13 protein-coding genes are annotated in these 15,514 nt (G+C 62.3%); 5 read left to right on the top strand and 8 right to left on the bottom strand.

Annotated elements, in window-relative coordinates; translation table 11 throughout:
- Window positions 1-59 precede the first annotated feature (59 nt).
- The 5 genes from KXZ72_RS09750 (at window position 60) to trxA (ending at window position 5,670) form a co-directional block, all read left to right on the top strand.
- Window positions 60-413: a hypothetical protein gene (locus KXZ72_RS09750; RefSeq protein ID WP_226080648.1), complete on the top strand. Its 354-nt coding sequence runs from the start codon at window positions 60-62 to the stop codon at window positions 411-413.
- A gap of 106 nt (window positions 414-519) precedes the next feature.
- The gene (locus KXZ72_RS09745) at window positions 520-2,673 is read left to right on the top strand and encodes a DUF6049 family protein (RefSeq protein ID WP_226080646.1); all 2,154 of its coding nucleotides are present in this window, start codon (window positions 520-522) and stop codon (window positions 2,671-2,673) included.
- A complete protein-coding gene (gene murJ / locus KXZ72_RS09740) occupies window positions 2,666-4,291 on the top strand; it encodes a murein biosynthesis integral membrane protein MurJ (protein WP_226080644.1) in 1,626 nt (541 codons plus the stop codon). Before KXZ72_RS09745 ends, murJ begins: the two co-directional genes overlap by 8 nt.
- A gap of 73 nt (window positions 4,292-4,364) precedes the next feature.
- Window positions 4,365-5,285, top strand: a complete 921-nt coding sequence (gene trxB / locus KXZ72_RS09735) for a thioredoxin-disulfide reductase (protein ID WP_226080642.1) — start codon at window positions 4,365-4,367, stop codon at window positions 5,283-5,285.
- Window positions 5,286-5,346: 61 nt separating this feature from the next.
- Window positions 5,347-5,670, top strand: coding sequence for a thioredoxin (gene trxA / locus KXZ72_RS09730; protein WP_226080640.1), 324 nt, complete (start codon window positions 5,347-5,349; stop codon window positions 5,668-5,670).
- Between the two features lie 180 nt (window positions 5,671-5,850).
- On the opposite strand, the gene KXZ72_RS09725 is transcribed toward trxA, so the two are convergent.
- The 8 genes from KXZ72_RS09725 to rpmH form a co-directional block, all read right to left on the bottom strand.
- Complete coding sequence (locus KXZ72_RS09725; protein ID WP_226080639.1) at window positions 5,851-6,801, bottom strand: ParB/RepB/Spo0J family partition protein; 951 nt, start codon at window positions 6,799-6,801, stop codon at window positions 5,851-5,853.
- Complete coding sequence (locus KXZ72_RS09720) at window positions 6,801-7,763, bottom strand: ParA family protein (RefSeq protein WP_318999867.1); 963 nt, start codon at window positions 7,761-7,763, stop codon at window positions 6,801-6,803. The genes KXZ72_RS09725 and KXZ72_RS09720 overlap by 1 nt, the downstream gene beginning before the upstream one ends.
- 4,530 nt (window positions 7,764-12,293) lie before the next feature.
- The gene (rsmG, locus tag KXZ72_RS09715) at window positions 12,294-12,932 is read right to left on the bottom strand and encodes a 16S rRNA (guanine(527)-N(7))-methyltransferase RsmG (protein ID WP_226080636.1); all 639 of its coding nucleotides are present in this window, start codon (window positions 12,930-12,932) and stop codon (window positions 12,294-12,296) included.
- Between the two features lie 95 nt (window positions 12,933-13,027).
- Window positions 13,028-13,543, bottom strand: a complete 516-nt coding sequence (locus KXZ72_RS09710; protein ID WP_226080635.1) for a Jag family protein — start codon at window positions 13,541-13,543, stop codon at window positions 13,028-13,030.
- 2 nt (window positions 13,544-13,545) lie between these two features.
- Window positions 13,546-14,571, bottom strand: a complete 1,026-nt coding sequence (yidC, locus tag KXZ72_RS09705) for a membrane protein insertase YidC (RefSeq protein WP_226080633.1) — start codon at window positions 14,569-14,571, stop codon at window positions 13,546-13,548.
- A gap of 8 nt (window positions 14,572-14,579) precedes the next feature.
- Window positions 14,580-14,888: a membrane protein insertion efficiency factor YidD gene (yidD, locus tag KXZ72_RS09700; RefSeq protein WP_226080632.1), complete on the bottom strand. Its 309-nt coding sequence runs from the start codon at window positions 14,886-14,888 to the stop codon at window positions 14,580-14,582.
- Window positions 14,885-15,223 carry a ribonuclease P protein component gene (gene rnpA / locus KXZ72_RS09695; RefSeq protein WP_226080631.1) on the bottom strand — a complete coding sequence of 113 codons (339 nt, stop codon included), beginning with the start codon at window positions 15,221-15,223 and terminating at the stop codon, window positions 14,885-14,887. Before rnpA ends, yidD begins: the two co-directional genes overlap by 4 nt.
- A 31-nt stretch (window positions 15,224-15,254) precedes the next feature.
- On the bottom strand, window positions 15,255-15,392 hold the full coding sequence (gene rpmH, locus KXZ72_RS09690; RefSeq protein WP_055810406.1) for a 50S ribosomal protein L34: 138 nt from the start codon (window positions 15,390-15,392) through the stop codon (window positions 15,255-15,257).
- Window positions 15,393-15,514 lie beyond the last annotated feature (122 nt).

Here is a 15,514-nt window from a genome sequence, read left to right as displayed (position 1 = left end):
GGGCACTTCCGGCATCCCGGCCGCGCCCCGGTTTATCTCCCGCGGAAGGAGCGGTCACGATGGGCATCACCTCCCTCGACCTGGCACGACTCAGGCGCGACGCCACCCTGGAACGTTCGGTTCTGATCGAGAACCGTTGCCGCGCCGGGGAGGACCCACACGATTTTTTGGCCGAGCTCCCCACGATCGACGAGCTGGTGGTTCAGGAGCTGCGTGCCGAGGCGATCGAGGAGCGCGGGCTGACGGCCCAGTATTTGCTCGCCCGACTCGCCTCGCGCAGCAGCCGCGAGAATGCCGCCGAGCACCGTCGCGATGCCGACCAATTGGAGCGCGAGGTGCTGCGCGAGATCGGCCTGCGCCACCCCGATCTCACCCGCACCGTCTGGCACCTGATGGGAGATCTGGGGTCCTGAGCGCACCCGGCTCCGCCGCCGCGGAGCGGCGCACCGCACACACCCAGGCTTAACGCCTAGAATCGGGAGTTATGCTGTGTGCCCTCATGCACACCACACACTACCTATGACGAAAACACGGATCCTTCCGCCGCTGCGGACCCTGATCGCCGCCGCTAGCGCCGTGGTGGGGCTGTTGCTGGTGCCCGCGGCCGGACCCGCCGCCGCACTAACCAGTCAGACCGGTGTCGGCACTCCTGTGGTGCGTCTGGAGCCCGCCACGGTTGAGGTAAAGCCCACCATCACGCTCAGCGGTTCGCTGGATGTTTTGGCCCCCGGCGGGGAAATCACGTTTACCTCCACCATCACCAATACCACCGCCGAGACCCTGCCGGCGGGCCGCGCCACACTCAGCTCAAGCGATCGCCCCCTGTCCACGCGCAAGATCCTCGACGGCTGGCTGAGCGGCGCGAGCGACCTGCGCCTGCCCGGCGCACTCGATTCGGTTTCCGTGCCCGAGCTGGCCCCGGGGGCATCCTATGGTGTGCCCCCGGTCACGCTCACGGCCGATCAGCTGGGGCTCTATAGCCAGTACGGTAATTATCCGGTGCGCGCCTATTATCGCGGGGGCGATGTCACCGCCGAGGATCGTTCCTCGATTCTTTTTGATACCGGCGATATTCCGGCCCCGGTGGGGGTGGCCCTGGTGGTGCCGATCACGGTACCCACGAGCGGCGATGGGCTCATCCCCTCGGAATCACTCGCGCAGTGGACGGCGCCGGGGGGTGTGCTCACCCGCCAGCTGGATGAGTCCACCGGCCGGGCCGTGACCCTCGCGATCGATCCGATGATCCTCGCCTCCATCCGGGTTCTTGGCAGCGCCGCCCCGGAATCCGCGCGCGCATGGCTGCAGCGCCTCCAGGATTCCCCCAATGAGAGTTTCCTGCTGCAATACGGGGATGCCGATGGCAGCCTGCAGGCCCAGTCCGGCCTCCCCGTGCTAAATGCCCCCGCCTCGCTGCTCTACGGCGTCGCCGCCGAAAATTTCGCCGAGACCGCACCGACCGCGCAGTCCGAGCCCTCCCCCGAGCCCACCACCGCCGAGGAGCCTCGCCTGCCCACCCTCGGGGAGTTAACGGCCTGGCCCGCGTCGATTTCGGGCCTGCTATGGCCCACGGCAAATACCACTTCCGCCGCCGATCTGGGTGTTTTTGCGGCCTCCGGGGTCTCCACGACCATTCTGGAAACCGGCCAGGTCGCGAGCAGCGAGCTCACCACCCCGGGCTCCCTGCGCACCCTCGGCGACCGCTCGGTCCTGGTAAACGACACCGCCCTGACCCGGTTGCTCACCGAGGTGGCCTCCGGGCAGTCCCCGGAGCGCAGCGCCCGGGCCTCCGCGGATCTGCGCCGAATCTTTGCGGCGATGGCGCGGGAGTCCGGCGCCGAGTCGCACCGCCATCTGGTGGCTCTGGATCGCGGCTGGGTGGATCGGGTAGCGGGCCTGGATACGGCCCTCGCCACGCTAAACGAGCTGCCCGAGTCCACGGTTATATCGCTCGCTGCCGTGCTCGATCAGGAGTCCTCCTCGGGCTCGCTGATTCCCTCGGTGGCTCCCGCGGATCGGGTCACGCTCGGAAAGCAGCTCACCACGGATCTGGAATCGATCACCCGTTTTGCCGATGTCCTGGAGCAGCCCGAAATGCTGGTGGGCAAGGAGCAGGCCCAGCTCGGCTCGCTATTTTCGGTGTCCTGGGCCGGTTCTCCCGAGCGCTGGCAGGAGGCCGTGACGATTCATAACGAGGCCACCCGCACCACGCTATCCTCGATCACCCTCGCCACGACCGAGCAGTTTAATATGGTCAGCTGGCAGTCCACGCTCGGATTTTCAGTGCGCAATAACCTGCCTTATCCGGCCCGCGTGACGCTGCGGATCGAGAGCGATAACCTGCGGCTGTCCCTGGATAACGAGCTCACCAAGCTCATTCCCGCCTCCACTACCGTGAAGTATTCGGTTCCCGTGCGTGCCCGCATCGGCAACGGCCAGAGCGTCCTGGCCCTGGGTCTCTACGGCCCGACCGGGGTAAATCTGGGTGCCGATACCTCGGTGCCGGTAAATGTGCGCGCCGATTGGGAGATTATCGGTGCCTCCGTCCTGATCGGTCTGGTTGTTCTCCTCCTCGGTGGCGGCCTGACCCGAACCATCCTGAAGCGCCGGCGTGCCCGCCGCTCGCCCGAGACGCTCCCCGCCGACCCGGCAGAAAGTACTTCCCTCAATGGCTAAAGCGGTTTCTATTCCGGGGATTGGGCGCGCGAGCGCGTTCCTCGCCTCGGGCACGATGGTGTCGCGCATCCTCGGATTTGTGAAGGCCATCCTGCTGGCACAGACGATCGGTCTGACCAGCATCGGCGATGCCTTTGGTACCGCCAATCAGCTGCCAAATACCATCTTCACGATCATCGCGGGCGGTGTGCTCAGCGCGATTCTGGTGCCGCAGATCGTGAAGGCCGCGATGCAGCTGGATCGTGGCCAGGCGTATATCAATAAGCTCATCACGATCACGCTGAGCGTGCTCACGGCCGCCACCCTGGTGGCCCTGGCCTGCGCGCCGCTTCTGGTGCGGATCTACGCAAATTTCCCGGAACAAAAGCAGGCCCTCACGGTGGCCTTTGCGCTGTGGTGTATTCCCCAGCTGTTCTTTTATGGCCTGTATTCGGTTGTGGGCGAGATCCTGAACGCCCATAAGCTTTTTGGCCCGTTCACGTGGTCTCCCGCGCTTAATAACGTGGTGGCCATCGCGGGTCTGTTTATTTTCATCGGCGCCTTCGGGGCCGATCCCGATGGCCTGCGCACGGCGGCCGATTTTGATCCCCTGATGATCGCGGTGCTCGCGGGCACGGCCACGCTGGGTGTGGCCGCTCAGGCGCTGGTGCTGTTCCGCTATTGGGGCCGCCTGGGCCTGAAGTTCCGCCTCGATTTTGATTGGCGCGGCGTGGGTCTGGCCGAGACGGGCCAGCTCGCCGGCTGGACCTTCGGCATGATCATGCTCACGTTTGTGGCCGGTATCGTCCAATCGCAGGTGGCTAACTCGGTCTCGGGTGACGGTAATGCCTCGGTCGCGGTGATGCAGAATGCCTGGCTTATTTTTATGCTTCCGCACTCGGTCTTGGCGGTCTCGCTGACCACCGCGTATTTCACGCGGATGGCCGAGCATGCCGCCACCAAAAACCTGGAGTCGTTGAAGCAGGACGTATCGGCGGCCCTGCGCAATGTCAGTATGCTCATCGTGCTCTCCGCGGCCGTGCTGCTGGCCGTGGCGTTCCCCTTTGCCCGGGTCTTCACCCCGTCGCCGGGGGCGCTGGGCTGGGTCATCATCGGCTATGCGGTGGGTCTTGTGCCGTTCTGTTTCCTGTTTGTGCTGCAGCGCACGTTTTATGCGCTGGGGGATACCCGCACACCGTTCTTCTTCACCCTGTTCCAGGTGGTGCTGTTCAGCCTCCTGGCCACGGCATCGCTGCTGCTCCCGGAAAATATCACCACCTTTGGTGTGGCGCTCTCGCAGTCCATCGCCGGCACGGCCCAGGCCTTCCTGGCGTTTTTCCTGCTGCGTCGCCGCCTGCACGGGCTCGATGTACAGCAGATCCTGAACAGCATGTCGATCTTCTCGTTCTCCGCGATCCCGGCGTTTATCGTGGGTATGGTCAGCGTGGTCCTGATGGGCGGGTTGAATATCGCGGGCTGGGGCATGGGCTCCACGCTCGCCGCCATCATCACGATGTGTGTGGCCGGTGCCGCGACCGCCCTCACCTATTTTCTTTTCCTCTGGGTTTTGCGGGCCCGGGAGCTTTCCACCGTCTTCGGGCCCGCCCGAAAGATCATCCGTCGCATCGTGCGTCGCTGATCCCGATCCTCGGGAATGCGGCGCGCATAGAATGTGTTCTACCCCTCAACGGGACACTCTAAAGGGAGCCTAATTGCGTAACGTCATCATCATCGGATCCGGCCCGGCCGGCTATACCGCCGCCATCTATGCCGCGCGTGCAAACCTCGCGCCGCTGCTGATTGCCTCGAGCGTTCAGGCCGGCGGTGAACTCATGAATACCACCGAGGTCGAGAATTTCCCCGGTTTCCCCGAGGGAATCCAGGGCCCCGAGCTCATGAATAAGATGCAGGAGCAGGCCGAGCGTTTTGGCACCGAGGTGCTCCTGGACGATGTCACCGAGGTGGATTTCTCCGGCCCGGTCAAGAAGGTCAAGACCGGCTATTCGGGCGATTTTGAGGCTTCCGCGGTGATTTTTGCCACGGGTAGCGCCTATCGCAAGATCGGCCTGGCCGATGAGGAGCGCCTGTCCGGGCGCGGCATCTCCTGGTGCGCCACCTGCGATGGTTTTTTCTTTAAGCAGAAGACCATTGCCGTGGTGGGCGGGGGAGACTCCGCGATGGAGGAGGCCACGTTCCTCACCAAGTTCGCCGATAAGGTTTATGTGATCCACCGCCGGGATACCCTGCGGGCGTCGAAGATCATGCAGGACCGCGCGTTTGCGAACGAGAAGATCGAGTTCATCTGGAACTCCGAGGTCACCGGCATCAGCGGCGAGAACGCACTCGATGGCGTGACCCTGACCGATACCGTTGATGGTTCCACGCGCGAGCTGCCCCTGGACGGCATGTTTGTGTCTATCGGTAACGATCCCCGCACCCACCTCATCCACGGCCAGCTGGACCTGACGGCCGAGGGCACGATCGCGGTGGATGGTCGTTCCTCGCGCACCAGCAACACCGGTGTCTTCGCCGCGGGCGATGTCATCGACCCCACGTACCGTCAGGCGGCCACTGCGGCCGCTTCGGGCACCGTGGCGGCCCTGGATGCCGAACACTATCTGGCAAGCCTGTAGGGGCGCTTCAGGCGCCTCTCAGAACCATACCTATCTCAACACCCAATCTAAGGAGAACATTATGAGCGCACGTTCCGTATCGGAGGCCACGTTCCAGAGCGAGGTCCTCGACTCCGCCAAGCCCGTCCTGGTCGATTTCTGGGCCGAGTGGTGCGGTCCCTGCCGCATGGTTTCGCCCATCCTGGATCAGATCGCCGCCGAGCACTCCGAGAAGCTCGACATCGTGAAGGTTAACGTGGACGAGAACCCGCAGCTGGCCGCGAAGTACATGATCACCTCTATCCCGGCGCTTAAGGTCTTCAGCGCCGGCGAGGTGGCCAAGAGCATCATCGGTGCCAAGCCCAAGGCGGCCCTCGAGGCCGACCTGGCCGATTTCCTGGCCTAGGCCACACACTCCCGCTGAACATATAAGGCGCGCATCCCTTGGGATGCGCGCCTTTTATGTTGTGTACTCGCGGGGGATACCCACCTTTATATACAAAAATGCCCGATAAACACGATAATTTGTCGATGCGCGGTGGCGCGTATTCCGCGGCCGCGGCTGGCGTGCCCCGGGGGCCGGGGGCTAGCCCTGGTAGCCCGGCTGGCCCAGCTCCGCGAGGATGCGGTTAAGGTCGCCGATGGTGGCAAAATCGATCGTAACGGAGCCCTTGCGTGCCCCCAGCGTGACCTTCACCTTGGTATTAAGTCGGTCACCCAGTTTCTCGGCGACCTCGTCGAGGTGTCCGCGCCGGTTTCCCGGCGCGGGAGTGGCCTTTCGCACGGGGGTGGACTTGGCGGCCGCGGCCTCCGCGGCGCGCACGGAGAGTTCCTCGTTGATGATTTTATCGGCGAGGTTCTGCATGCGCTCAACGTCGTTGACGGAGAGGATGGCCCGGGCATGACCGGCGCTGATCACGCCGGCCGCCACCTTTTTTTGCACGGAGGCGGGAAGCTTCAGCAGGCGCATGGTATTGCTGATCTGGGGTCGGGAGCGCCCGATGCGGCTGGCCAGCTGCTCCTGGGTGATGCCAAAATCGCTCAGCAGCTGCTGATACGCGGAGGCCTCCTCCAGGGGGTTAAGCTGCGAGCGGTGCAGGTTTTCCAGCAGCGCATCGCGCAGCATGTCCTCATCGGCGGTTTCCTTCACCACGGCGGGGATGCGGTCGAGACCCACCTCCTTGGTGGCGCGCAGCCGGCGCTCACCCATGATCAGTTCGTATTTGCCGCGCTTGGTGGGGTGAGAGCGAACCACGATGGGCTGGAGGACTCCCACCTCGCGGATACTGATCACCAGTTCCGCCAGCGCCTCGGGCTCAAAATAGGTGCGCGGCTGCACGGCGTTGGGGATGATATCCGCGGGGTTAATATCGACGAGGCGGGCACCCGGGACGGCGACGAGGCCGTCCTGGTCGTTCTCGCGCGCCTGCGCCGTATTGGGGAAAAAGACGTCCACGGGGCGCGGGGCGCCGGGGGAGTCGGTGGTGGGGATCAGTGCGCCGATTCCGCGGCCCAGACCCGTTCGCTTTGTCGCCATTATTTTGTGTCTCCCATTCCCGCCGATTGTGCCCGCTGTTCACTCTTGCGTCCCCATACGGCGATCTCGGCGGCGGCCTCCAGATAGGACACAGCTCCGAGGGAACCGGGGTCATAGGAGATCACGCTCTGCCCGAAGCTGGGTGCCTCGGAGATGCGCACGGTGCGGGGGATGACCGTGTGGAGTACCTGATCGGGGAAGTGTGCACGCACGTCCTCCGCAACCTGATTGGAGAGGTTGGTGCGGCCGTCAAACATAGTGAGCAGGATGGTGGACAGGCGCAGCCCGGGGTTGAGGTGGCTCTCGATCATCTGGATGCTGTTCAGGAGCTGGCTCAGGCCCTCCAGTGCGTAGTACTCACACTGAATCGGGATGAGGACTTCCCGTGCCGCCACAAAGGCGTTGATGGTCAAGAGGCCCAGCGATGGCGGGCAGTCGATGAATACATAATCGAATTTTTCGCCCTCGTCGTCGAGGAGCACCTGCACGGCCTCGCGGAGGAGGTGTTCCCGGCGTTCCTGCGAAACCAGCTCGATTTCCGCGCCCGCGAGGTGAATCGTGGACGGCGCGCAAAACAGGGTGTCAAATTCCGGGCTCGGCTGGATGACGTCCCTCACGGTGAATCCGTCGATGAGGACATCGTAGATGCTTGGGGTCTCCGAGTTATGCTCAACCCCGAGTGCGGTGGAGGCATTGCCCTGCGGATCAAGATCGATCACCAGTACCCGCGCACCATTCTTGGCGAGGGCGGCGGCGACGTTCACGGTGGTGGTGGTCTTGCCCACCCCACCCTTTTGGTTCGACACGGCAAAGACCCGTGTTGAGGAGGGAAGCGGCACCGGGAAATTGGTGATGATCCGCCGCCGCTTACTCAGGTCGGCGATTTCTCGCGCGAGTGGCGTGCCCGCGTCGTTGGACGCGCTACCGCTGGACTTCTCGCGGTTAGATTCAGGTTGTTTCACGTGAAACGCACTCCGTTCTGTGTACCCCTTAACCGTACCTGACTGGGCCGACAATCGGGCACACTTCGCCGCATCCGTGCGCCGCTGATTCCGCCGTTTTCCGGGGTTGCGGGCGGGGGAGTGCCCGCCGGACCTCACCACGGCGCCGCGGAATCCGGCCCTCACCTGCCGTACCCCAACGGGAATTCTCGCGTGCCAATATTTGCGCGGGCACGCTCACCGCGTCACCTTCGGGGGCGGGAAGATATGGCCTCGGGCCTGCGCCCGGTAGACGGCGCACACCACACCGAATACACAACGGCCCGCGCCCGCGCGGGCGCGCCTCCAAGTGGTCGTGGGGTCAACCGGAATTCACGCCGGCCTGATCGGACCGGCGGTGAATATACGCCGCAATCCCGACACACGAAGATATGCCGCATCGCATGATGTCCCGCATAGTCTCCCGTCCCCAACACTCCCGCCATCACATATCCCCAGCGGTGGACCCACCCCGTCCCCAACGGACCCGGATCCGTTCGCCCCGCAGGTTCCATCACTCGCATCAGCCTGTGGTTCCGCCCACACCCGGGGTTCCATCACGCTCGGGGTGCCATCACGCTCGGGGTGCCACCCACACCTGAGGTTTCACTCACCCACGCCGCACACCGGGGCTTCCACACCACGACTGACGCTCTTGCCGACACCCTCGTGCACCCACGTCTGGGGCCGCCACTCGCCCACACCCGAGGTTCCATCCCCTAGGGTGCCGCGCGCGTATTAACCTGCGTTTGCGAGTATTGGCTCATCGGCGTTTTCGCACCCGGATGGGTTGCCTCCGATCAACAGCCCTAATCCGCACGCTACGGCCAACGGGTAGATCGGGGTTCCGCCGGTGTTCCTCCCGCGCATGGCCCCGTCCACCCCATCGCATCCTTCCGCATACCCAGGTTTCGGAATGTGTCGGCTTCCGGGAGGTGACCGTGATGTCTTCGCATCGAGATGGGTTATCACCGCGAATCCATGGATCGCGGCCCGCGCCACCGCGCCGGGATCGGTCCCTGTCGGTGAACCAATCCCCACGCAGAAGCCTCCACCCACCCGCCGTGTGGTTCCCTGTACGTCTAAACCCCACGTGCAAAAGACACCTTTCCCGGCAGGCGGAGTAGTGATGCTTTGACCTCCACCTGATCCTCTTCGTCACGTCCGCGCCCAATAGTCCCTCGCCGCCACCTCAGATTGGTCCGGGTTCCCGCGATAATTCGTATATACGCGCGCACCCACCGCCTCGCTGTACCCTCACCCACCCCGGGGCTACATAAGGGGAGTTGCCCTCGGATAGGTGGGTTTAAAGCCCCAATGCTTTCCTTTCCGCGGGCGACGCTCCGCCGGCCTTAATCACCAATTTCGGTACCCGAACCGCGGCTTTGCTTCTGGCGCCAATAAGCGTGCGTTGATGTGTCCACCTCATCCAGTCCGGATCGCGCGTGATGGCGGCAGACGCGCATAGCTTTCGGCGCACCTGCGTCAGGCCCGCTGCCCCCACACCACATTGGGCACCACCCACCACCAGGCCCGCCTACAGTGGACGCAAACTTGCCCCGACACTCCACCGAGCGGCCCCGCGCTGCGCGGCTACTCAGTCGCCTGGTTTCCGGGATGCCAGGAACACCACTTACATATCCGCCGAGCGTTTCACGTGAAACACTTCGTCGGGGCGGGCCCGAAGAATAGCGGGGGATACAGCAGTAATCGCCGTCATGCGGCTCGCCTCTCCCTCAAAAGACCGCGCCACCCCGGTCCCGCCACGACCCGGACGCCGGGACACATACGCGCCCATCAACGCCGGGCATAAGTGAAATTCCCACGATAAGACACCCCTATGTGGCGCCATAATCAACGCCCCAAGTTCTGCCTGCATGATGCCGGCGCGGAACGGGTACCGCGAGATCAACGTGACTGCGGCGCCTTCTCGGCGCTCGCGCCATCACCCATTAGCGGGTCAGGTCACCCATCATCGCCCCGCGAATCAGAGCTACGTACACAGCAATATAGGCCGAAGCCGCCGGATGGGCGCAAGAAATCGCTGGGTCCGCACGTCTATCACCTTCCACGGAAATCCCCTCAGTGGCGTATTCGCGGGTACTACAAACCCCAGGAATGCCCCTCCTTCCAAAGCGAAGGCCTGGCACGCGCAACAATAAATGCACCTAGGATTCGGAGCCACGGGCTCACTTCCCAGCCGGGCAAACCTTCGCATCCAGCGACGATATGGCCTCGCCCCAACGGCAATTAGCCAGCCCCCTATAAGCAGGGCGCGAAGATTAGAATGCGACCCACGTAGAGCTATCGCGGAAAGCAGCGTTAAACGCTGCCACAAGGTTTCCGGCGCGAGAGACGGACGCATTCGACCCGTGATCGACCACGGTATGCCTTCCACAAACACGCCAGCCAAACTGGGCGCGCCACCGAATGGACGCCTGGATCGCTTCAAGAACAAAGGCGTTTTCGTGGGGTGGAGACCAACTTTTATACCCTCGGCGCGGCCAAAATTCGATGCCGCCATCCGAACACCGCCGATTATTCACCACCGGGCAAAAGACGGAATAGTGCCCTTCCGGCTCAGGGTTGCCCCTGGCGACCGGAGGCAAACCTGCGTGATTGCCCCCATCCTGGCCGGCGACCTTTATGCATCGGCGCGCGCTCCAGGGCATAAGCCATCTATTCGAGTGCTCGGCAGTCGCGTTGCGGAACGCCCGACCCTGCCACCTATGCCTTGTTCGTACGCTCTCCATCCCCACGCATCATGCCCAAAATTCTGCGCATCGGGCGCAACGGGGGAGCGGGGGCGCGCCCGAGCCCCGCGAAATGCCACTCAAATACGGTCATACGGTGTGGGTAGAACGAATACGTGACGGCGCAAATTTGCCCGTAAGCTCCTCCGATGAGACCCGAAAGCAACCTCCACACCAAACGACGAATCCCGTTTCGACGACCCATAAACCGGTTGCAAACGATGGCCTAGGGACTGCCGCAACCCACGCAAATAAACAGGTCGGCGAGCCACGGGGGTCAAGAAAATAACACCGCAGGTGTGGAAGTCCACCATAGTTTCACGTGAAACATACTGCGCTTCCATCACCTCCGCAGCCTTTTCCCTCGCGCAAACCGCGACCCCAGGATGCGGTGAGGTGGGTGATATCGAGCACCCGACTGACCCTCCGGCACGCGTTTTACGGGCAATCTACGAATAGATGTTGTCCAATAATCGCAGTAATGAGACCGACGGAATTCGTCCTCGGGCACACCCGGTCTCCCGGAGCTGGAACCGAATCGAGCTCTCTAAGCACAGCAAAATTGGCGTCCGGCACTCAAATCACTACACCCGTTTGACCCGTTGATCTTGAATCGTTTCACGTGAAACACGACGGCGAGGGTTTCCGCATTCCTCATACGTGGTCAAATTCATGGCGCAAAATCCACGCCGGAACACCATCGGCGGGCACCGCCCGCGAGCACTGAGGTGGATAAAAGACGGGGGAGCAGCGCCTCAAAATGCCACAACGCGACCCTCATATACAACGCACCCAACACGATTTTATCCAGCCCTGCATCTCCCAAAACGTCACGGGTGGGGGAGGCGTCTCCAACCACTGTTTAAGATCAGAGGCTCTCCATCTCCGGTTGCGTGGTGCAGGCCGATAAACGGCGGCACAAAATCGGGCGCGGACCCAAATGTCCCCAAATAGGCAGCGCAGTATCCCTCGCGCCCCAAAATGAAACATAAAAATGCAGATCAGAAGCTTATTCAGGCACGCAATTTAACTAAATTGATTCTGACGGCGTCTCCCGCAAATACCTGGGAGCTTGCCTTCGCTATTTTGCTTAGGATTGATCTGGACACACCACTTTTTGACATAAAAGACTCTCGCCCAGGCGCACGCGCTCTGCTCGGAAATGGGACACCGGTCTCTACGTCGCTCGGGCACACACGTCGCCCTCTCGAAACAGGGCCGATCTGAAACTTATCCATGGAATAGGGCCGATCTGAAACTCATCCATGGAATAGGGCAACGCGCCGCTCGTTCGAAGTCTCGCCGAAGCATAGGGTCATCGCGAGTTGATCAAACTCGGCAGTCGGAGGGCATTCCAATCGTCGGCCCAATATTCTGATCTGTGTCTCGTGGTGGGGATTCCGACTCGCCGGACACCGGCTGGCACTAATCGATGCCAACGCGGGGCACGATAGAAAGCAGCGCAGCCGCCGAACATAAGGCGTGCGGAAAGCCAAACGAGCCATCGAATAGGAGCCGCTCGCGCCGGCTACACCCGTCTACGAATACAGCATCAAAAAGAAAACAGCAGATCAATTTTGATTTACGTACGCAGTCCGCAGTACCTAACCCCAAAAGACAAGCTTCGGTCGCGGCAGGGAATCGCTACCCGCGAAACGGGGCGCGCGCCCCTACGCAGCCAAAAAACACTCCAACGGCGCCACCAGACGAACACATCGAGGCGGGGGAGGGGCACGGCCTCACAGAGCCCCAGACGGGCTTAGGAGGCGCGCACAAACCCGCGCACTACACGGGTGACCTCGGGCGTAATGCCCTCGCCCAGCACGTCCACACGAATATCCGAGACCTTAAAGCGCCGGATCTCCTTGGTGGCCGCAGCCACCTCGGCCTCCGCGTTAATGCCCTTCATCAAGACCAGTTCTCCGCCGTTACGGAGCAGGGGAGCGGTCCACGGAAGCAGCTTACGGAACGCGCTGACGGCACGCGCGGTGACCTGATCCAGGGGATCGGGCAGCGATACCTCCTCCGCGCGGGCGCGAATCACCGTGACATTTTTCAGCCCCAGCTCGGATACCTGATCCTTAAGCCACGCCACGCGGCGCTCCATCGGCTCGATTAATACAAAGTCCACATCCGGCCGAGCGATGCCCAGAACGAGGCCGGGAAGGCCCGCACCCGAACCGATGTCTCCCACCAGGCCCGGGCGCAATAGGGGTGCCACCAGGGCGGAATTGAGTACGTGTCGCGACCACAGCCGCGGCAGCTCGAGGGGACCAATCAGGCCGAGTTCCTCGCCATGGGTCGCGAGGTTCCGCGTGAACTCGCGCGCAAGCGGGAGACGATCGCCCAGAATAACCTCGGATTCCGCGGGCTCTACCTCAAGATTTTCGATACTCATTTTCTGTCCCTTTGAAATAGGTTCGGGTCGTGTTTCACGTGAAACACGACCCGAGCCACAAAAATAATACGTCGTCCGCCAAGCTGGCTAGGACATTAAGACGTGGTGATCACCGTGTGTCGCTCGCGGCCCTCGCCCGAGGAATTCGAGACATAACCACGATCGGCAACAATATCGTGAACCAGCTTGCGCTCATAGCTCGACATCGGAGGCAATGCCGCCGTGCTTGCCCCGCCCTGGATCTGGACGATCGCCGAATCCACGAGAGCGGAAAGCTCCGCCTCGCGGGCCTCGCGTGATCCACCAATATCCAGGATCAGGCGGGAGAAGGCTCCGGTCTTGCTCTGCACAGCGAGGCGCGTAAGCTCCTGCAGCGCGTTCACGGTCTCCGACTTGGCCAGGGTATCCAGGTTGGAATCGGAGTCATCGCTGGCGTTCACTGCGATATAGGCACGACCATTGCGCACATCGATATCGATATCGCCATCCACGTCGGCGATATCAAGGAACTCCTCGATATAGTCCGCCGCTACCTCGCCCTCCTCCTCGAGCTGAGCCAGGGTGGGTTCGGTATCGCGCAGTTCACGGGTGGATGCGGGGCTATCGGTCATCGCTATTTCTTTCCGCTCGGATCAACGGGGGGAGTGCTGGGAGTCGAACCGTCCTCGGTCGGACGGCCCTGCTGGGCCGCCTTCTTCGCGCGGTTTTTACCCATCGGCTGCTGGCGCTGCGCGGGCTTCTTTTCCTCGATCACGATGGTCTCACCGGCGTCATCGGTCTTCTCGGACTTGCCCTTACGGGCCAGGCGCTCCTCTCGCTCACGGGCGGCCGCGGTTCCGGGCATCGGCATGCTGCGGATGATCAGGAACTGCTGAACCATGGTCCAGATATTGGTGGTCAGCCAGTAGAACATCACACCGAGGGGGAAGGCGAAACCGGAGAACAGGAAGACGAAGGGGAGGATATAAAGCAGGATGCGCTGCTGCTTGAACATCGGCGAGGCCTTGGTCTCATCCGAGATGTTCTTCGACACGATCTGCAGCTGGGTGATGAACTGCGAGGCGGTCATGATGACCACCATGATCGCGGCGATGATCATCACGGTGACCTGCGGGCCGGCCGGGTCGTTCATGGCGGCCTGGAAGCTGCTCTTCAGCGGGGCAACACCAAAGAGCGAGGCGCTACCAAACTGTGTCGCAAGATCGCCGCGGAGCAGGCCCACGCCGTCCGTGCCGTGCTGGGCGTTATTCAGCACCGAGAACAGCGAGAAGAAGATCGGCATCTGGATCAGGAGGGGGAGGCAGGAACCCAGGGGGTTGGTGCCCGTGTCCTTATAGAGCGCCATCGTTTCGCGGCTCATGGCCTCGCGGGAGAGCTGATCGCGCTTACCCTTGTACTTATCCTGAATCTTCTTCAGCTGCGGGGCCACCGTCATCATGCGACGCTGGTTCTTGATCTGCTTCACAAAGAGAGGGATCAGCAGGGTACGCACCACAAGCACGAGGCCCACGATCGAGAGTACCCACGTCAGACCGGCCGCAGCGTCGAGGCCAAGGGCCGTCAGAACGGTGTGCCAGGTCACCAGAAGGAGCTCGACCACCCATTTCAGTGGCCACAGAATAGTTCCTAGGAAGTCCATGGTGCGGGTTAGCCCTTTCTCTGGCGTGGGGGTACGACAAAACCGTGCGTCGTGACCGTGTAACGAAAGTTTTTCTTAGCTGGCGCATCATCGATGCCGCCCTCGGCCCAGGGGTGACAGCGCAGAATGCGGCGGGCCCCAAAAAACGAGCCCACTATCAAACCGTGCTGTTGAACCGAGTGCACCGTATAGGCGGAACACGAGGGGTAATACCTACATACGTCACCATAAAGAGGCGAAATAACAGTGCGATAGGCCTTGAGTAACGCGAGGCCTAGGTTTCGCGGGGCCGTGAGTGCCCAATCCAGTGCGATCATTGCTGACCGACTCGACCGGATACCTTCTCAAGATCGGCTAGTAGCGCCCGATAATCGGCATCTGCCGATGTGGGAAATGCCCGAAACACCACTTCGGAACCCGCCGGGAAGCGGTCGCGCAGCTCAAAGCTTGCGGCTTTGAGCCGGCGGCGCACCCGATTGCGCGTCACGGCGTTTCCGACGTTCCGGGCAATAATGAACCCGAATCGCGGACTTCCGCCATTCGGGTTCACCTGTGTATATGCAACAGTCACCGCGCCAACTACCCGTCGACCCCGGCGTACCAGCCGCTTATAGTCGGCGGCAGTGGTAATCCGGAGCTCGGGAGCTAGCACGGTGATGTGCGCTTAGTCGCTAATTGGCGATTTAGGCCGACAGCTCGGTACGACCCTTGCGGCGACGTGCCGAAAGGATCGAACGGCCGGCACGGGTACGCATGCGCAGGCGGAAGCCGTGCACCTTGGCGCGACGACGGTTGTTCGGCTGAAAAGTTCTCTTGCTCATAATCACTCACTCTGGGTTGGGACATTCACTGCCGCAATTAGTGATGGCAGGGAAAAACTGGGTGCCCGAAGGCTACGTCAACTAATTAAAACTACGGCGGATCAGGCCCCAGGTCAAACTGA

Source organism: Mycetocola spongiae (assembly GCF_020424085.1).
GTDB lineage: Bacteria > Actinomycetota > Actinomycetes > Actinomycetales > Microbacteriaceae > Mycetocola > Mycetocola spongiae.
This window is presented reverse-complemented; position numbering and strand designations above follow the sequence as displayed.